An 18,676-nucleotide genomic window follows, 5' to 3' on the forward strand; every position below is an offset into this window, starting at 1 on the left:
CGCCACGGGTGCCGCTGACCTCAGCCGATCGGATCGATCGGCACGAAGCCGGGGTACTTCGCCGTCCGGCCGTCACCGGAGGAGGTCCCGGTCAGGCGCCTCCTGACCCAGGGGGCGACGTGCCGCCGGTAGTACTCGGCCGAGCCTCCCCTGGCCGCCGCCGTCTGAGCGGGGGCGTCGCGCCAGTCGGCCGGGGGAGTGAGGCCGAGGGAGGACAGCACGCGGGACGCGACCCGGTGGTGGCCGCGCGGGCCCATGTGCAGGCGGTCCTCCGACCAGAGCTCCGGCCGGGCGAACTCCGGATCGTTCCAGTTGTCGGCGACGACGACGTCGGTCCGCTGATCGAGCCGGCGCAGGACCGCGGTGGTGAGTGCGTCGCCGCGCCTCTTGATCAGGCGGCCCAGGGGGAGCCGTGCCGAGGGGTCGGCACCCGCGAGGGCGATCAGCGTCACGCCCTCCTCGTCGCAGCGCTCGAGGACCCGGAGGTAGGAGTCGGCGATGCGATCGATGTCGGCCCGCGGCCGGAGCATGTCGTTGCCTCCGCCGTTGAACGACAGGTGCGTCGGCTTCAGTGCCAGGGCCGGCTCGAGCTGCTCGTCGACGATCGGCCCGATCAGGCGCCCGCGGATCGCGAGGTTGGCGTACAGGAGGCGCTCGCCGGTGGCGTCGGCCCAGCCCTGCGCGGTGAGGTCGGCCCATCCCCTGGCCGTGCCGTCGGGCAGCTCGTCGCCCACGCCCTCGGTGAAGGAATCGCCGATCGCGACGAAGCGGACGGTCATCGGGGGAGCTGTCTCGAGCGGGGCATCGACGCACTGTATCGCGCCCGCAGCCCCGACCGACGAGGGCCCTGCGAGGTCATCGGCCTCCGGCGGGAGAGCGCGGGCCGGAGGCGGTCCAGGTGATCTCGAGCTCGCTGCGGGCGCCGGGCGGCAGCGCGGTCAGCGGCCCGAGCACCTCGAGCTCGACGAGGTGGGCCGAGGGGTGCAGGCCGGCGAGCGCGTCGATCGGCGCGGCGGTGGGGCGCTGCAGCCAGACCTCCACGATCGAGCCGCCGTCGGGCCACTCGCCGCCGGCCTCCTGGTCGGTCGCGAGCCGGAGGGAGGCGCCGGAGGGCTCCCGGTACTCCGCGGATCCCGAGGCTCGCGGGTAGCCGCGCTTCGCGACTCCGGTGCCCAGGGGGAGCAGGACGTCCTGCCCCTCGGTGTGCGAGGAGACCGCGCCCTCGTAGGAGCCCAGGTCGAGCTCGAGCGGATCCCGATCGTGCGCAACGACGACGGCGGCACCCTCGACGGGACGGCCCTCCGGCGCGGTCGCGACCTGGCACACCTCCCAGATCGCCCACCTCCGGTCGAGCGCGGAGACGTTCTCGAACGTCACGCGCTCGAGGAACGACGAGCCCGTCGCGGGGACTCTGAAGCGCCGCGTCACCCTGAGCCCGGAGCGGGGATCGTCGGGGCTCGTCAGCACCACCTCGACCACGTGCGGCTCGCGCGTCCACTCCGCCGACCACTCGCCGGAGTCGAGGACGGGATCGGGGGGCCCTGCCCACTCGTCCGGCCCCGACCAGCCCTGGGGAGCCGGCCAGGTCTTCGCGCCGCCGGGATTCGCCCAGGTCGACATGCCGCCCGTCCCCGCCGGCCAGGCGGCCACCGGGACGGCCGGGCCGAGCGCTGCGTCGATCAGCTCGGGGTTCTGCCAGAGGAGCTCGCGCCCCGAGGCTCTCAGAGAGAGGAGCCGGCCGCCGCAGGCGGGCGCGAACACCAGCGCCAGCTCGGGTGTCGTCACGGCCAGCAGCGGCAGCTCCGGGCTGCCGCGCCGTTCGACGACGATGCTCACGAGGCGTCGGGAACGGCGGCCGGCAGCGCGGCGCGCAGCTCGGCGACGACGCGGCGCAGCCGAGCCACCTCCTCGTCGCGGAGCAGCTGCGGGTCGGTGTGGAACAGCAGCATCGCCGGCAGCGAGGTCGCGAAGTAGTCGACCTCGCCGGGCGCGGCGGCGAGGTCGTCGACGTAGGCCTCGAAGCGGTCGAGGACCTCGCCGGCGGCCCGCGCGTCGCCGAGGCGGGCGAGAGCGAGGATCGCCGCCGCGCTGCGCTCGGTGAAGGGCTGCGCCGCCATGCCGGCGAAGTCCCCGGTGGCGCGGGACGACTCCCTCCACGCCGCGCGCGCCCCCTCGGAGTCGCCGTGAGCCGCGAGCGCGTCGCCGAGCGCGAGGTGCAGCTCGGCCGTCGTGGCGAGCGTGTGCCTGGCCTCGCCGAGAGTCGACGGAGGCGTCAGCGCGGCCAGCACCGCGGACCGGGCCGTGTCGGGATCCCCGGAGGCGAGGGCGTGTCGAGCCGCCGCGAGCGAGGCGTCGTCCCACGCGCCGAGCACCTCCCCCTCGCCGCCCTCCCAGGGCTGGAAGCGCCGCGACGCGAGCGCGCGCAGCGCTTCGCCGTGACGGCCCACGGCCGTGAGCAGCCGCGCCGAGACGACGCTCAGGTCGTCCCGCTCCTCGACGAGGGCCGGGCGAGCCTCGAGCGTCGCGAGACGTGCCGCGGGGCTCTCTCCCCGGCGCTCGGCCAGCTGGTCGGCCTCGAAGAGCAGCCGGGCGTCGTCGGGGAGGCGCGTGCGGGCGGAGGCGTAGTAGCGGGCGGCGAGATCGGCGTCGTGCAGCACGTTGTAGGAGGCGACACCGAGGTTCCGCTCGACGAGCGCCGCGCGGGAGTCGTCGAGGCCGGCGTCGAGCGCCGACCGCCACGCCTCCATCGCCTCGCCGCCCCGGCCCCGGTCGTACAGCCAGCTGCCCAGCAGCGACCGGGCCAGGCCGTCGCGGGGATCCAGGCGCGCCGCCTCCTCGAGCACCGCGACGTCGTCGAGCCGCGAGGGGAGGCAGTGGGTGGCGTCGCTGCGGCTCGCCCGCGCTCTCGCCTCCCGGGCCTCCGATGCCCGCCCCGACCGGGCGAGCAGCGACGCGCGGTGGTAGCCCACCAGCGGGCCGACGTTCACCTGGCCGGGCGCGGTCGCGGCGGCGGCGCTCTCGGCGCGGTCGAGGACCTCGAGCGCCTCCTCGTCCCAGCCCGCCGACGCGTACTCGAGAGCGATGTCGAGCAGTGTCGGGGCATCGGCGGTCATCGACTCACCGGCCAGGTGCCGCGCCCACTGGTCGAGCGGATCGAGCGCGAGGGTCTCGGCGAGGAGGCGCCCCGCCTCGTCCGATCGGCCGAGGGCCCGGAGGGCGAGCACCAGCAGATCCCGCGCCTGGAGGTTCTCGGCGTCGTGCCTCAGCACGGTGCGCAGCAGCTCCTCGGTGCGGGCGGCGTCGGCGGCGCCGACCAGTCGCGCGAGGGCCAGCGAGGCGGGACCGGACCAGGCGGCGTTCCATGCGGCCTTCGCGAACGCCTCCGACGCCTCGGGTGCGCGCCCCAGCCGCCGCAGCGCGAGCCCGAGGCGGAAGAGCGCCTCGCCGTCGGCGGGGTTCGGCGCCCAGGCGAGCTGGCGCTGGAGCGCAGTGGTCAGGAGGGCTCGCGCCTCGTCGTAGCGGGCGGCGGAGTGGCGGTGGGCGGCCAGCGCGACGTTGCTGCGCACATCGGAGGGGTCGCGGCGCAGCGCCTCCTCCCAGTACGGCTCGGGCGAGCGCGTGGCGTGGCGGTACTGCTGCAGGTACTGCCCGATGAGGAAGAGCTCCTCGGTCGTGCCGACCTCGGCGGGCGCCGGCGGCGCGACCGCGGGCGCCGGGGCCTCGCCGCGGGGCTCGGCGCGGTCGACCGCGGATCCCCGGAGCGCGACGAGCAGGCGCCCGCCGTGCCGCACCTCCACGACGAGATCGGCGAGCCGGACGCCGGGCGGCAGCTCGCGGTCGACGACGACGGGGGAGCCCGGCTCCGCGTCGTGCAGGGAGCGATCAGGGGAGGCGCCGTGGACCACGATCTCGAGGCCGGTGCGGACCGCCGTGACGACGACGCCGATCCGCAGCACCGACTCGTCGACGAGGTCGAGGCGCAGGGCGGCGTCGCGGGTGGCCTGCTGCGCGGGTCCGATCTCGGTGATCGGGTACCAGTACTGGCTGAAGGCCTTGGTCTCTCCGGGCGCCAGGAACGAGAAGTCGGGCTGGTTGTCGGTGTAGACGCCCGCCATCAGCTCGACGTACGGCCCGTCGGTGTCGGTGAGGTTCGCATCCCAGGCGTGGCCGAACGGCGCGTCGCCCCACGTCCACTGCTTCTTGCCGGGTGAGATCGCGCGGTCGGCCCAGTGCACGAAGCCGGCGCGGCGCCCGTGGTCGTAGCCGCCGAAGAAGGCGTCGGCCGTCTCGGTCACCATGTACGACGTCGGCACGGGGATGTTGCGGTACCAGTCGAGCCGGTCGGCATCCGGATGCTCGGCGTCGACCCGCGACGGGTAGTCGACGCCGTAGTACTCGCCCTCGACCCGGGGGAAGGAGACGACAGCCCGCTTGGCGTGGTCGGCCACGTACTCGACGTCGGTCGGGAAGAACGACTGGTAGTCGTCGTTGACGGCCGCCGCGACGTTCGCCCACCAGAGGAACGTCTGCGTCTCGTCGCTGCGGTTGAACAGGCGCACCCGCGCCTCGATGAGCGAGGAGTCGGGACGGAGGCGGATGCCGTGCATCCCCTTCATCCGGGCGAAGGGATCGTGGTCGGAGCACCACACCGTGACCGAGCCGTCGGCCTCGTGCTCGATCGAGACGTCGGTGGGGAGGAAGGTCGCCGGCCGGTGGTGCTGCGGCCAGTTGAACTCGATCCCTCCCGAGATCCACGGGCCCGCGAGCCCGACCAGGGCCGGCTTGATGACGTTGTTGCGGTAGAAGACGTCGTACTCGGCGCTCTTGTCGTAAGCGATGTGGAGCCGGCCGCCGAGCTGGGGGAGCACGACCAGACGCAGCCAGCGGTTCTCGAGATGCACCGCGTCCCACGGGTGCGGCGACTTCTCGGCGGCGATCCGCTCGTGGAAGGGGAGGGGGAACACCCGTCCCGACGATCCCTGGTAGACGCGGGAGTCGAGGAACGCGGGATAGCGGTCCGGCTCTCCCGGCAGGTACGTGTCGATCACGAGCGGCTCCGACCAGACGGCGACGGCGGCGTCGGCCTGGTCGGCGGGCACGGGAGGGAGGATCAGCTTCGACTCGGCGTTGAGCATGCGCACATCGTAGGAACAGGGTCACGGGGGGCGGAACGCCCGATCCGGCGACAAGCCTGGACGAAACGATGATCATCCGGCAGGCTGGCCGGATGGTGGTCGAGGACGGATTCCCCGGGCAGCGGCTGCTGGTGATGCCGCGCCCGAGAGTGCGGTCGGCGCTCGCCAGCCCCGGTACTTCCCACCTCGTCGTCACCGACTCCGGCTACTTCCCCGAGGCGCGAGCACACGGGATGACGCGGCGGGAGGGCGTCGCGCAGTGCGTCATCCTGGTCTGCACCCGCGGCTCCGGATGGTGCGAGGTCGACGGCGTCAGGCACCCCGTCCGGGCGGGTCAGGTGGTCATCGTGCCGCCGGGCGCGCCGCACACCTACGGTGCCGACACGGCCACTCCCTGGACGCTGTGGTGGCTGCACGTCGTCGGCCGAGACCTCGCGGAGTTCCTCAGGGTCGCGGGCGTGACGGCGGCGGCACCGGTTCGCGAGCTGTCCGACACCTACCGCATCGTCGCCCTCGTCGAGGAGGTGGTGCAGGCCATGGAGCGCGACCAGACCTTCGCGAGCACGCTCGCCGCCTCCGGAGCGGCCTGGCACCTGATGGCCCTGCTCTGCTCCGAGCGCACCACGGGGGCGCCCCGCGTGTCGGCGATCGACCAGGCGATCGAGTACCTCCGTCAGCACGTCACCGACCACGTCTCGATCGACGAGCTCGCGAGGATGGCGCGGTTGAGCCCGTCGCACTTCGCCGCGCGCTTCCGCCAGGAGACCGGGTCGTCGCCGTTGAAGTACCAGACCCAGCTGCGCATGTCGCGGGCGAGGGAGCTGCTGGACACCACAGATCTGCCCGTCGCGCAGATCGCCGCGAGGGTCGGCTACGCCGATCCCTTCTACTTCGCGCGGCAGTTCACGTCGGTGCACGGCGTCCCGCCGATCCGGTACCGGAGGCAGCGCAAGGGCTGACAGCGCCCTCACCCGTCCTGCGGCTCGAGCACGAGGACGTCGGCGTCGGGAGCCCACGCGAAGGCGACCGGCAGCCCGACTCCCCGGGCGGTCTCGGCGCTGACGACGAGGTCGGTGCCGCGGAGGCGGTAGCGGACGCCCGGAGCGAGGCGGGTGGGGAACACCCGCGGCGACTCCCGATCGCGATGGCGATCGCGATCGCGGTCGAAGACGAAGACGACGATGCGGCCGTCGGCGCCGGCGTACTCGGTCGAGTAGAGGGGAGCGGTGGGGTCGCCGTGCACCGTGACGTCGCCGGTCAGCACCACGTCGCGGATCCCGCGGTAGGCGGCCACGCGGGACGCCGCCTCCTCGCGCTCGTCCGCCGTCCAGGCGAGCAGATCGGAGCCGATGCCGAGCACGCCGCCCATGGCGACGGTGAAGCGGTAGCCGAGCGAGACGGGGGAGCGGTCGCGATGCCCGGGGTCGTCCGATACCCACGAGCTCATCACGTGCGGCGGGTAGGCCGACAGGAAGCCGTCCTGGATGACGAGGCGATCCCGGGCGCCCACCTGATCGCTCGTCCAGACCACGTCGGCCAGCGCGAGGACCGCGGTGTCGATCCGCGCGCCTCCGCTCGCGCAGGCCTCGACGGTGACCCGGGGGAACTCGTCCCGCAGCATCCTGAGCACGCGGTAGTAGCCGCGGGTGTGCTGCAGCGGCCACTCCCGGCCGTGCACGTCCCCGGGGCGGCCGCCGTCGGTGACCGGTCGGTTCATGTCCCACTTGAGATAGGTGATCGGAGTCGTCGTCAGGAGCTCGCGGAGCGTCGCGCAGATCCAGTCGACGACCTCCGGCCGCCCCAGATCGAGCACGTACTGGTGGCGGATCGCGATCGGCGACCGATCGGCGGCGCGGTAGACCCAGTCGGGATGCTCGCGGTAGAGGTCGCTGTCGGGATTCACCGCCTCCGGTTCGATCCACAGACCGAAGCGCATCCCCGCCGCGAGGACCCGGTCGGACAGCTCGGTGAGGCCGCGGGGGAACTTCGCCGGGTCGGGTCGCCAGTCGCCCAGCCCTGCGTCGTCGTCGTCGCGTCCGGCGAACCAGCCGTCGTCCACGACGAACACCTCGACGCCGATCTCGGCCGCGAGCGCGGCGAGCTGCGCCTGGTGCTCGACGCGCACGTCGAACCGCGTCGCCATCCACGAGTTGTAGACGATCGGCCGGTGCTCGGGCGTGAGGCTCCTGGCGAGGGTCCGCTGGAACACGTGCCACGCGTCGGACACGCCCTGAGCGCCGCCCGCGCTGAAGACGCCCAGGGCGTCCGGAGCGGTGAAGGTCTCGCCGGGGAGCAGCGTCACGACGGTCGTGTCGTCGTCGACGCCTCCCGAGACGCGGATGCTCTGGCCGAGCGGCGTGGAGTCGGCCTGGAGGCGCCACGATCCGCTCCAGTCGAGCGCGACGCCGTAGGCCTCGCCCGGGGGCCTTCTGAAGGAGTCGCCGCCCGGCCGCGCCGTCAGCGTCATCGTCGGCGCGAAGGTCATGCCCGTCACTCCCTGCCGGCTGCCGAGGCCGAAGGTGCCCCACTCGAGATCGACCGAGCGCCGGTTCGTCTCGTAGGCCCAGGCCCCGGCGAGGTAGTCGATCCGGGCCGACTGCCCGACGGGCACGTTCCACCCCGCCGAGAACGCCCGACGCAGCTCGATCGTCGTCGGGCCGGAGTTGGTGAGCGTCACCGAGCGCCGCACCACGTCGTGCGCGTCCGAGACGACGTAGTGGAGCGTCAGGCGGAGCGTCCCGGTCTCGTCGACGAACGGAACGCCGAGCGACGCCTCCGTCTGCCGCACCTCGTCGGCGACGACCCGCCAGCGCGCACCGGTCCGCCCCTCTCCGCGGTCGACGAGCAGCTCGCTGAAGGCGACGTGCCGCTGACCCGCGGAGGCGTACTCGAGGGGAGCGGCGTCGGCGGCGGTCGCGAACCCCGCGAACCGCTCGGGCTCGCTCCACTCCGGGATCGCCTCCGGGGTCGCCGCGCCCCAGTAGTCGAGCGCCAGTCCGTCGCCGCTCCCGTCGTCGTCGCGCAGCAGCGAGACGACGTAGAGGGTCGACGCGGTGCGGAGGCGCCACTGGGTCATCCGCCGGCCCCCGTCACTTGCCCGACCCGAGCGTGAGGCCCGAGACGAACTGCTTCTGGAAGGCGAAGAAGACGATCGCGGTGGGGATCGCGGCGACGACCGCTCCCGAGGCGACGACGTTCCACTGGCTGACGTAGCCGCCCTGGATGTTGAGCAGCGCCGCCGTGATGGGGAAGTTCGTCTCCGTGCGCAGCACGGTCACGGCCCAGATCAGGTCGTTCCAGATCCAGGTCGTCGCGAGCGCCCCGAGAGCCGCGAGGGAGGGGCGGCACAGCGGCAGGATGATGCGCCAGTAGGTGCGGATCGCGCCGGCTCCGTCGACCTGGGCCGCCTCGAAGATCTCGGCGGGGATCGAGCGCATGAACCCGTGCAGCACGAACGTGTAGAAGCCGAGCCCGAAGCCGACCTGCACCACGACGAGCGCGAAGAGGGTGTCGTAGATCCCGAGGCTCTCGGTGATCCGCGACACCGGGATGAGCAGGATCTGCGGAGGCAGCAGGTTGCCGGCCAGCATCAGCAGGAGGATCCCGCGGCGGAACGGGATCGCGAAGCGGCTGAGCGCGAAGGCGGCCCACGAGGCGAGCAGCAGCGACAGGAGCACCGTGAAGACGGTGACGATGACGCTGTTGACGAGGGCCTCGCCGACGAGGCCGGCGGTGAAGACCGTGACGAAGCCGTCCAGCGAGAAGCTCGACGGCAGCGCCCCGAGGCCGTTGCTCGTGATGTCGTCGAAGCTGCGGACGGCGACGAAGAGCACGAAGACCATCGGCAGCACCCACAGCACCGCGATCGGCGCCATGACCGCGTGGAAGATCCAGGAGCCCTTCACCCGGCGCGGCCGCGAGCTCGCCGCGGGCGCGGCGTCGGGACCGGCGGGGATGATCGGCGCGATGACGGCCATCTCAGTCCTCCTTCGTGGCACGCACGAGGTACGTGATGATGAAGACGATCGCGAGGAGGAAGATCACCACGGCGATCGCGGAGCCGTAGCCGAGGTTCAGCACGGTGAAGCTCTCCTGGAACATGTAGGTCGAGAGCAGCTGGGTCGAGTTGTAGGGCCCGCCCCTGGTCATCGCCCAGACGATGTCGAAGGTGCGCAGCGAGTCGATGACGGTGACCGCGAACACCACTCCGTTCACGCCCTTGAGCTGCGGCATCACGATGCGCCAGAAGCGCTGGCTGCGGGAGGCGCCGTCGACCGCGGCCGCCTCTTCGAGCGTCGGATCCACGCCCTTCAGACCCGCCAGGTAGAGCACCATGATGTAGCCGCACTGCCGCCAGACGGCCGCGACCAGGACGGCGTACAGGGCCAGCGTCGGATCGGCGAGCCACTGCCGCTCGAGATCGCCGAGCCCGACGACGCCGAGGAAGCTGTTGACGACTCCGTCGGGCTGGTAGATCACCCGCCAGAAGAGACCGGTGACGGCGAGCGAGAACACCATCGGCAGGTAGATCGCGCTGCGGTAGAAGCCGACTCCGCGACGGGGCTTGTTGAGTGCGACGGCCAGCGCGAGGCCGATCGCGACCGAGAGCCCGCCGAAGCCGATCACCCAGATCACGTTGTTGACGAGCGCGGTCGCGAAGATCGGGTCGGAGCCGAGATCGACGAAGTTGTCGAGGCCGATGAACTCGGGGTCGCCGATGCCGTTCCAGCGGGTGAGCGAGAGGTAGAAGGAGTTGATCGCCGGCCAGAACACCCAGGCGAGCTCGACGGCGAGCGGGAGGAGCAGGAACAGCCAGACGGCCAGGGGGACCCGGGTGATGCGCCGGGTGCCGCGCGGACGGACCGGCCTGCGGGGGGTCGTCCGTTCCGGCACCGCGCCGGGCGCCGCCGACTGCGGCGCCGGAGCGGTCTGCGACGGCGTCGTCACGGGTTGAAGACCTTGTCGGCGGCCGTCTGCCACTCCTTCAGGATGCTGTCGACCTCCCCGGGCTGCGCGATGAACTTCGTGAGCGCGGCGTCGGCGGTCGTCTGCAGGTCGTCGGAGGAGTCGCGGTTGAAGAACTGCGTGATCTGATCGGTGCTCGAGAGCAGCTCCACGCCCTTCTGCACGAGCGGCGAGAACCCGGAGGTGTCGACGTCGGGGGAGGTGGGCAGGTTCGACGACTGCGACGCCGCGATGTAGGCCGACTGGCTCTCGGCGCCGGCGAGGTAGGCGAGGAACGCCTTGGTCGCCTCCGCGTCCTTCGTCTTCGCGCTGGCGAAGTAGCCGTCGGTGGGGGCCTCCTCGGCGGTCGGGATCGACGCGTCGATCACCGGGACCGAGAAGAAGTCGAGGTCGTCGCCCTCGCCCTCGGGCATGTTCTGGCTGATGAACGCGCCGACGAGGTACATCGCGTTCTTCTTCTGCACGAGCGGGGTGACCGCGTCCTGCCAGGCGTACGACGGGGCGTTCGGGTCCATGAAGGGGACGATGTCGGCGTAGTACTTCATGACGTTCTTGACCTCGGTCGAGTCGAACGACGAGTTCCCCGCCAGCAGCTCCTTGTGGTAGTCCGCGCCGTTGACGCGGAGGTTGAGGATGTCGAACCAGCCCGAGGCCATCCACGGCGTCGAGCCGATGCCGTTCGAGAGCGGGACGATGCCCTTGCCCTGCAGCGTCTCGCAGAGCGCCATGAACTCGTCCCACGTCGTCGGCACCTCGACGCCCCACTCCTCGAAGGCGGACTTCCGGTAGAAGACGGCCCACCAGTAGTAGTTCGTCGGCAGGAAGATCTGCTTGCCGCTGCCGTCGGTCGAGAGGTCCTTGAGCGCGGGGGAGTAGTTCGCCGCCGCTCCGTCGCCCGTCCACATGTCGGAGAGGTCGAGCAGCAGATCCTGGCTCGCGTAGTCGCGGGCGACCGAGCCGGCGTACCAGGTGAGCACGTCGGGCGGGTTGCCCGAGGTGAGGTAGGTCGAGAGCTGCGCGCGGAACTGCTCGATCGCGACGGTGTTGAGCGTCACGGTCCCTTCGGAGTAGCTCTCGACGAGCGCCTCGAGTGCCGCCTTCGGAGCCGGGTCGGAGAGCGAGGACTGCAGGACGATGCCGCCGCCCCCGCTCGCGCCTCCGCCTCCTCCGCTCATGCAGGCCGTCAGCGCGGCGGTCGTGCCGAGCGCGGTGGCTCCGTAGAGGAAGCCTCTGCGGGTGAGATGCGGGAACTGCTGCTGCTGGGTGGTCATGGTGTCCTCCTCGACTCCGTGATGCTGTGCTTCGGTGATGCTGCGCGGTGGTGATGCTGTGCTTCGGTGATGCTGCGCGGTGGTGATGCCGTGCGGTGATGATGCCGGGTGCTGGTGCTGTCGGGGCGCTCAGCGCTCGCCGGAGAAGATGGCGTTGCACTCGAGCTGGAGGGCGACGTCGTCCCACATCGGGTGCTGCGGAGCCGCATTCGAGCAGACGATCGAGCCCCGCGCGCCGACCCGCCGCGACTCGCGCATGGCGAGGCGGCAGTACTCGGCGCCCACGGGCCCCTCCTCGAAGCGGCCCTCGAGCGGCGTGTAGCCGACCCAGCCCTCGCCGAAGACGAGCGGGATGCCGCGCATCGCCGCGTGATCGGCCGCGACGGCGATCCACGTCCGCAGCGTCGCCTCCATCTCGAGCTGGTGGCGGCCGTAGTGCTCGTAGAGGAAGCGGTCGATCTTCTCGGCGTCGCCCCAGTCGTGCGCGTAGATCTCGCCCTTGCCGACGATGGTCGCGGTCAGCTTCCACTGCGCCTGGGGCGGCAGCGTCCACTCCGCGATCGGAGGCGCCCCGTCGAGCAGGAAGGTCCGCCCGGCCGCCTCCTGCTCGAACTCGTCGATCGGCCGCCGCAGCGCGAAGTCGCGGATGAAGTCGTCGAGCACTCCGTAGATGTAGGGGTGCACGACCAGGACGTCGGAGTTCCACGGGATCCCGCGCATGCCGCCCACGGGCACGTGCGCGTAGTTCACCGAGCACGGCACCCCGGGCGCCAGCTCGTGGAAGCGGTCGATGCCTCGCGTCAGCCGCGGCCGGAGCGCGAGGGTCGCGGCGTCGAGGTCGGAGCGGTCGTAGTCGAGTCCCTCGGTCAGGTGCCCGGCCTGCACCTCGTTGTGCAGCTCGACGAAGGCGATGCGGTCGTCGAGCCCGTGCTCGCGGAGGAGGGCGACCAGCCCTGCGTGCGCCTCGGCGAGGCGCTCGGCCCGCTCCTCAGGCGGAACGGCCATCAGCGCGTCGAACCAGGCGCGATCCGCGGCGAAGGAGGAGGACTGCTGGTACTCCCAGGACGAGACGATCACGAACACGTCGTGCCTCTTCGCCGCCTCGAACAGGGCGAGGAGGTGCCGCCGCGCGTCGATGACGGTGGGGGCATCGACGTCGTACCAGCGCACGCGCTGGGCGTACCCGCCGCCGAGGGGGCCGAGCTCCAGGGCGCTCGTGTCGAGGTCGGTGCCGAAGAGCAGGAAAGGCATCGCGCAGATGCGGATCGTGTTGTAGCCGCGCTCGAGGGCGCCGGCGAAGGCGGCGTCGAGATCCTCGAAAGGCTCTCCCGGGCCGGTGCGCACGTACCAGGAGAAGTCCCAGAGGGTGATCGTCAGACGGTCCGGAACCTGAGGTGCGAGCGGCACGGGCTGGATGCGGGAGTCGTACTCGTCGATGAGCATGGGGTCAGCGTAAGGAGAGGGACAGGTACGGGCCCATGGCCGATCTGGCGGAGTTCCTGGACGAAACGCTGGGTGGCGAGCTCCGGCCGCGGCGCCCGCATCGGCGGGCTGCGCGGTCTCGCGGAGGTGATCAGATGTTGTTCTACCGGAGGCGGCCGCACGCCGACGTTCCCAGACCATGGACGATCTGGCGGTCGGCCCCGGTGCGACCGATGGAGGCGGCCGACACCCCGAGGCGCTCCTCCCGTCGGAGCGGGCGCGGGTCGGGCGCGCGGCTGATCGCGCGTGCGCGACGGAGCAGACCCGGCCCCCAGCGCACGAGCAGACCCGGGCGACGACGGCCGCGCACGTCACGAGAGTGCCGGCGTCCGTCGTCCGGGAGGACCCGATGCCCTAGATCGACCGTGAAGGGCCCGCGGACGTCGATCGTCGGACGACGAGCTCGGGCCGGAAGACCGTCTGTCGAGGGATCAGTCCAGGATCCGCGGCCTCCTCGAGCAGAACCCGCAGCGCGGTCCGGCCGATGGTGACGCTCGGCTGGCGCATGGACGAGAGCGGGACGGCGGCGGCCGCGGCGAAGGAGATGTCGTCGAAGCCGATCAGCGCGATCTCGGCGGGCACGAGCATCCGCCCGTCGACCGTGAGCGACTGGAGGAGCCCGAGGGCGAGCAGGTCGTTCGCCGCGAAGACGGCGTCGGGGCGGTCGCGTCGCGGGCGCAGGAGGAGGCGCTCACCCGCCGCGACCCCCTCGGCGACAGTCAGGGCCGAGGTCGCCACGACCTCGATGTCGACGGGCGGCGAGCTGTCCTCCGCGGCCACGCGGGCGCCGGCGAGTCGATCGGTGACCTGGCGGATCTCGAACGGCCCGCCGACGAAGGCGATCCGCCGCCGCCCCGTGGCGATCAGGTGATCGACGGCCATCCGCCCGCCGGCGACGTTGTCGACCGAGACCGAGCTGAACCGGCCGTCGCCGCTGAAGCGATCGACGAGCACGGCGGGGATCCCGCGCTCCCGGAGCCGTTCGAGACGCCGGGTGATGTCTCCGTGCGGCGAGATCAGCACGCCGCGCACCTGCTGCTCCTCGAAGAGGTCGAGGTAGAGCCGCTCGCGTGCGACGTCCTCATCGGTGTTGCCGTGCAGGACGGCGATCCCGGTGCGGGAGGCCTCGTCGACCGCGCCGTGCACGACGTCGCCGAAGAACGGGTTGCGCCCGTCGAGCACCACGAAGCCGACGGTCGAGCTCACGCCGTTGCGGAGCTTGCGCGCGGCGTCGTTGCGCACGTAGCCGAGCTCCTCGATGGCGCGGTTCACCCGCGCCAGGTTCTCAGCCGAGACCTCGTCGGGACGGTTGAGGACGTTCGACACGGTGCCGACGGACACTCCCGCGTGCTGCGCGACATCGCGGATGCTCGCTGCCACAGTTCCACGAAGGGCCGCGGGCTCCGGCGCCTCGGCACAGTGACCGCGGCGGCGGTGGCGTTCGCCCTCGTCGCGACCGGCTGCTCCGCCGGCGGCGACAGCGACTCCGGCTCGGGCGGCGGCGAAGGAGGCGACGCGAACTACGCGATCACCTTCCTTCCCAAGAACCTCGGCAACGCGTACTTCGACACCTCCGACGCCGGCGGAGAGAAGGCCATCGGCGAGTTCGGCGGCACCTACGCCGAGGTCGGCCCGTCGGAGGCGACCCCCGACGCCCAGGTCTCCTACATCAACACCCTCACCCAGCAGGGCGCCGGCGCGATCATCGTCTCGGCGAACGACCCCAAGGCGATCTGCGACGCGCTGAACGAGGCGCGCGACAACGACGTGAAGGTCGTCACGTTCGACTCCGACACGAACGCCGACTGCCGCGACCTCTACATCAACCAGGCCACCGCCGAGGGCATCGCCAAGGCGCAGGTCGACCTGATCACCGAGCAGATCGGCGACTCGGGCGAGATCGCCGTGCTGTCGGCCTCGGCGAACGCGACGAACCAGAACACCTGGATCGACCTGATGAAGGAGGAGCTCGAGGCGAACCACCCCGACGTCACCCTCGTCGACACCGTCTACGGCGACGACGACGACCAGACCTCGTTCGACAAGACCGCCGCGCTGCTGCAGTCGCACCCCGACCTCAAGGGCATCGTCTCGCCCACCACGGTCGGCATCGCGGCGGCCGCCCGCTACCTGTCCACCTCGGACTACAAGGGCAAGGTCGCGCTGACCGGTCTCGGCACGCCGAACCAGATGCGCGAGTACGTCGAGGACGGAACCGTCACCGCGTTCGCGCTGTGGAACCCGGGAGACCTCGGCTACCTCGCGGCCTACGCCGCGAAGGCCCTGATCGACGGAGACATCACCGGCGAGACCGGCGACTCGTTCGAGGCCGGCGACCTGGGCACCTTCGAGGTGGGCGAGGACGCGACCGTGCTCCTCGGCGACCCGTTCGTGTTCGACGCCGACAACATCGCCGAGTTCGACTTCTGATCGGAAGCGCTGCCTGGGGAGGCCCCCGCGACCACTGCGGTCGCGGGGGCCTCCCGCGTCTCGAGGGGGCGTGTCAGAGCTCGATGACCAGCTCCTCGTCGATCTCGACGCGAGCGATCGATCAGGCTCGTCCTGAGGTCCTCGCCACGAGCCCCGAGAACCGAGAACGCCATCGAGAGCGAGTTCTCGCGCGCTTCGCGCTGAGGGCTACTGTTCGCACTGTGAGGCTTTCTTCTCTGCCAGGGGCCGCGAGCTGGATCCATCGGAGCGCCCGCGTGGGATTCGAGGTGGCGTTCTTCGCGGAATCGAGTGGCGGCCACCGTATGACCGGCCACACCACTGCGGTAGAAGGTTCCTCCTCCTGGTCCACGGGCTACGACGTCGCGCTCGAGAGCACGTGGGCGACTCGGAGTGTGAGAGCCACGACTCTCGGCCCGGGCGGACTCGCACGACTCGTGCTGATCCGCCGGTCAGAGAGCTCCTGGAGCGTCAACGGCGACGTCCGAGCGGATCTCGACGGCTGCGTCGACGCCGACCTCGAGTCGTCGGCCGTGACCAACACACTCCCGATCCACCGCCTCGATTTCACGCCCGGCGAACCGGTCGACGTGCCGGCGGCGTTCGTGCGCGCAGAGGATCTGAGGGTCGAGCGTCTGGAGCAGACGTACACCCTCGTGGGCGAGACGTGCCAAGGGATCGTGTTCCACTACGAGTCGTCGACGTTCGGTTTCGAGTGTGAGCTGCGATACGACGTCACGGGCCTGATCGTGGACTATCCGGGGATCGCGGTGCGGCACTCCTAGCGCTCCTTCCAAGGGTCTTCTGCCCTTCGAGACGAAGTCTCACTCCTCCCTCGGTCGCCTGCGACTCCGGAGCCGAGTTCAGCGAGGCCTGTCGCGAGGATCTCGGTGAGGAGCCGTCCGTAGTCCCCGGACGGGTCCAGGTCGGGATCGAAGACCGTCACCGAGGCCCCGATGGCGGCCGGGGCCAGGTAGCCGAGCAGGTCGACGAGTTGGCCCGCATCGAACCCGCCCGGATCGGGGCTGTCGACCGCCGGCATGATCGTCGGGTCGAGGACGTCGACGTCGAGCTGGAGCCAGTAGCCGCTCCCCGCGACGCGGCGCGCGCGACCCGCTGTCGAGGCCGCTCCCTCGATGACCGCCTCGCTCGCCGGGATCAGGAGGCCGAGATGGTCCCGAGCGTCGGCGGCGTACTCATCGTTCTCGCGGTGCCCGATGAGCACGGCCTGCGCCGGGTGGAAGTACGGGCCGGCGCCCTCGATGTCAGCGATCGCCGACACGTGCAGCCCGACTGCGGCCGCGAGATCCTCGCCGGCAACACTTGCGCAGTCGTCACTTGTCGCGGGTCGGCGGAAGTCGGTGTGACCGTCGATGTGCACGAGACCTGTCCGGCCCCACTTCGCGAGCGCGAGACCGATGCCGAGGAGGATGCTGCAGTCGCCGCCCAGAACCAGCGGGGAGCCTCCGCGGTCGAGGACCGCTCCGAGGCGAGCGGCAAGGAGACGAGCGTGCGCGATCATCGTCGCCTCGTTGCGGAGACGCCCGCTCGGACGAGTCGCATCGTCGTCGAGGTAGCGACCCGCACGAACGACTCCCGCGTCCTGAGCTCCCCTGCTGACGAAGCGCTCGTGGAGACCGGCGTCGCGCAGCGCCTCCGGGGCTCTGCTCGTGCCCGGGACGCCGCCGCCGACGGGAGGTCGTAGTCCGAGGTTGCTCGGCGCGGAGAGCAGAGTGATCACGCCCCCAGCGTGACAGACCGCACCGGCCCTCCGCCGCGGATTCCCGGACGGAGAGAGCGTCAGGCACCTCGCTCAGATCACCGCCGCGAGTACAGCGGATGCGGGACGGCGCGGTACGCCGCGACGCTCGTGCCGGCGAGCCATGCCCAGCCGACGACGACGGCGAGCCAGAGCAGTGCCACGCCGGCCGGACCGGCGGAGAGCGCGCCGCCGGCGAGGAACGCGAGGAGTACGACACTGCCCGCGAGGATCGAGAGCGCGCGTCCGCGGCCCGAGCCTCGTCGGCGGAACCATCCGGCCGCCGAGAGGGCTGCGACAGCGAGGGCGAGGAATCCCAGTCCTCCGAAGGCGAGGTGGAGGATCCCGCCCACGGTGCCGGTGCCGCTTCCGGGGCGGTCGGGTGCGGCGAACGCACTGAGCACGAGTCCGAGGCCGTAGATGCCGACGAGCGCGGGCGTTGCGCGGCTCATGTCGGGGGTTCGGGCGAGCCCGACGGCCGCGGTGATCGTCATCACGCCCGAGAGGATCAGATTGAGGGCCTGGAGCCAGCCGAGGTCTCCGAGGAGCAGGATGCTCAGCGCATCCCGGGTGATGTCGAACCCGGGCCGGGTGACGGCGAGGATCAGCCCGAACACGAGGTAGAACACCCCGGCGACGACTCCCCAGCCCAGCAGTGAGCGGGACACGGCCGCACCGCGGTCCAGCCCGGTTCTCTGTGCATCCGTCACGGTGCCTCCTCTGCGGGGGCCGTCGCTGTGTCCGCGACTTTCTGCACTCCCCGGTGCATAATCGCAGGGTGGCGTCCTTCTCGGCAAGAACCGCTTCGGAGCGGACCCCTGACCCCCGCCCCGCACGCTCGCGTGCCGTGATCCTCGACGCGGCGCTCGCGCACTTCCTCGCGCGGGGCTATCCCGCCGCGACCGTGGACGGCATCGCTGCGGAGGCCGGGCTCGCCAAGCGCACGGTCTACAACCTGTTCCCCGGCAAAGAAGACCTCTTCCGCGCCGTCGTCCAGCGCGCCACTGCCACAGCCGAGACGTTCGTGGCCGTGCACGTCGACCCCGGTATCGGTGCCGGCGACGTGGAGGACGAGATCCACGAGCTCGCGCTGGCTCATGCTCGTGCCGTGCTCGCTCCGCGGGTGCTCGCCACCCGGCGGCTGCTCATCGGTGAGACGCACCGCTTCCCTGAGCTCGCGGTCGACTACTTCGACCGAGTGCCCACCGCCGTCATGCACGCGATCGCGAAACGCCTCGAGCGGTACGACTCACTCGGTCTGCTGCGAGTCGCGGACTCCGAGAGAGCTGCGGAGCACTTCGCCTACCTCGTCCTGGGGGCCACTCTGGATCGAGCGCTCTTCGACGCCGCAGGACCGAGCAGCGCGACCATCGACAGCACCGCGAGAGCCGGCGCAGAGGCCTTCCTCCGCGCCTACCGGGGCTGGGCCGAACCGGCATGAACGCCGCTCTCGTGCGACGAGCGCAGCGGATCCGGGCCACTGCGGTCGGGCAGGGATGGGTGAGCCGGCACGGCCGTCGACCCCGCGGTTCCGGTAGATCGCAGAGTCCGGACACGCTCCGCGAGCGGTCCCGGGCCGACGGGCCCTGCGGCTGACACGGGCGAGTGCGCGGCGC

15 protein-coding genes are annotated in these 18,676 nt (G+C 71.6%); 4 read left to right on the forward strand and 11 right to left on the reverse strand.

From position 1 onward, the window contains the following. Positions 1-20: 20 nt before the first annotated feature. The 3 genes from B9Y99_RS07235 to B9Y99_RS07245 all read right to left on the reverse strand — a co-directional run bounded on the left by B9Y99_RS07235 (position 21) and on the right by B9Y99_RS07245 (position 5,135). Positions 21-779 carry an SGNH/GDSL hydrolase family protein gene (locus B9Y99_RS07235; RefSeq protein WP_085475831.1) on the reverse strand — a complete coding sequence of 253 codons (759 nt, stop codon included), beginning with the start codon at positions 777-779 and terminating at the stop codon, positions 21-23. A 76-nt stretch (positions 780-855) separates the two neighbouring features. Next, the gene (locus B9Y99_RS07240; RefSeq protein ID WP_085475832.1) at positions 856-1,836 is read right to left on the reverse strand and encodes a hypothetical protein; all 981 of its coding nucleotides are present in this window, start codon (positions 1,834-1,836) and stop codon (positions 856-858) included. Further along, the gene (locus B9Y99_RS07245) at positions 1,833-5,135 is read right to left on the reverse strand and encodes a DUF5107 domain-containing protein (protein WP_085475833.1); all 3,303 of its coding nucleotides are present in this window, start codon (positions 5,133-5,135) and stop codon (positions 1,833-1,835) included. The genes B9Y99_RS07240 and B9Y99_RS07245 overlap by 4 nt, the downstream gene beginning before the upstream one ends. 68 nt (positions 5,136-5,203) lie before the next feature. Between B9Y99_RS07245 and B9Y99_RS07250 the strand changes: the two genes are divergently transcribed. Beyond that, entirely contained in the window at positions 5,204-6,094 is an 891-nt protein-coding gene (locus B9Y99_RS07250; RefSeq protein ID WP_244274794.1) for an AraC family transcriptional regulator, read from the forward strand. 8 nt (positions 6,095-6,102) lie between these two features. On the opposite strand, the gene B9Y99_RS07255 is transcribed toward B9Y99_RS07250, so the two are convergent. The 6 genes from B9Y99_RS07255 to B9Y99_RS07285 all read right to left on the reverse strand — a co-directional run bounded on the left by B9Y99_RS07255 (position 6,103) and on the right by B9Y99_RS07285 (position 14,233). Continuing rightward, a complete protein-coding gene (locus B9Y99_RS07255) occupies positions 6,103-8,211 on the reverse strand; it encodes an alpha-galactosidase (RefSeq protein WP_085475834.1) in 2,109 nt (702 codons plus the stop codon). 13 nt (positions 8,212-8,224) lie between these two features. Continuing rightward, entirely contained in the window at positions 8,225-9,112 is an 888-nt protein-coding gene (locus B9Y99_RS07260; protein WP_085475835.1) for a carbohydrate ABC transporter permease, read from the reverse strand. A 1-nt stretch (position 9,113) separates the two neighbouring features. Continuing rightward, on the reverse strand, positions 9,114-10,082 hold the full coding sequence (locus B9Y99_RS07265) for a carbohydrate ABC transporter permease (RefSeq protein ID WP_244274795.1): 969 nt from the start codon (positions 10,080-10,082) through the stop codon (positions 9,114-9,116). Continuing rightward, positions 10,079-11,371 carry an ABC transporter substrate-binding protein gene (locus tag B9Y99_RS07270; protein ID WP_085475836.1) on the reverse strand — a complete coding sequence of 431 codons (1,293 nt, stop codon included), beginning with the start codon at positions 11,369-11,371 and terminating at the stop codon, positions 10,079-10,081. Before B9Y99_RS07270 ends, B9Y99_RS07265 begins: the two co-directional genes overlap by 4 nt. A 129-nt stretch (positions 11,372-11,500) precedes the next feature. Further along, positions 11,501-12,814 (reverse strand): cellulase-like family protein, encoded by a 1,314-nt coding sequence (locus tag B9Y99_RS07275; RefSeq protein ID WP_085475837.1) that lies wholly within the window; start codon positions 12,812-12,814, stop codon positions 11,501-11,503. Between the two features lie 393 nt (positions 12,815-13,207). Then, positions 13,208-14,233: a LacI family DNA-binding transcriptional regulator gene (locus B9Y99_RS07285; RefSeq protein ID WP_085475839.1), complete on the reverse strand. Its 1,026-nt coding sequence runs from the start codon at positions 14,231-14,233 to the stop codon at positions 13,208-13,210. A 39-nt stretch (positions 14,234-14,272) separates the two neighbouring features. Here B9Y99_RS07285 and rhaS point away from each other — a divergent pair, with 39 nt between their 5' ends. Both rhaS and B9Y99_RS07295 read left to right on the forward strand, forming a co-directional pair. Further along, a complete protein-coding gene (gene rhaS, locus B9Y99_RS07290; protein WP_129587930.1) occupies positions 14,273-15,283 on the forward strand; it encodes a rhamnose ABC transporter substrate-binding protein in 1,011 nt (336 codons plus the stop codon). An 83-nt stretch (positions 15,284-15,366) separates the two neighbouring features. After that, positions 15,367-16,086, forward strand: coding sequence for a putative glycolipid-binding domain-containing protein (locus tag B9Y99_RS07295; protein ID WP_085475840.1), 720 nt, complete (start codon positions 15,367-15,369; stop codon positions 16,084-16,086). Here the strand turns inward: B9Y99_RS07295 and B9Y99_RS07300 are convergent. Next, positions 16,083-17,042 (reverse strand): arginase family protein, encoded by a 960-nt coding sequence (locus tag B9Y99_RS07300; RefSeq protein ID WP_085475841.1) that lies wholly within the window; start codon positions 17,040-17,042, stop codon positions 16,083-16,085. The two genes, B9Y99_RS07295 and B9Y99_RS07300, sit on opposite strands and share 4 nt — an antisense overlap. A 77-nt stretch (positions 17,043-17,119) precedes the next feature. Further along, positions 17,120-17,770, reverse strand: a complete 651-nt coding sequence (locus B9Y99_RS07305; protein WP_244274796.1) for a DUF998 domain-containing protein — start codon at positions 17,768-17,770, stop codon at positions 17,120-17,122. 137 nt (positions 17,771-17,907) lie between these two features. Here B9Y99_RS07305 and B9Y99_RS07310 point away from each other — a divergent pair, with 137 nt between their 5' ends. Next, positions 17,908-18,501, forward strand: a complete 594-nt coding sequence (locus tag B9Y99_RS07310) for a TetR/AcrR family transcriptional regulator (RefSeq protein ID WP_208856892.1) — start codon at positions 17,908-17,910, stop codon at positions 18,499-18,501. Positions 18,502-18,676 lie beyond the last annotated feature (175 nt).

The organism is Rathayibacter oskolensis (assembly GCF_900177245.1).
Taxonomy (GTDB): domain Bacteria; phylum Actinomycetota; class Actinomycetes; order Actinomycetales; family Microbacteriaceae; genus Rathayibacter; species Rathayibacter oskolensis.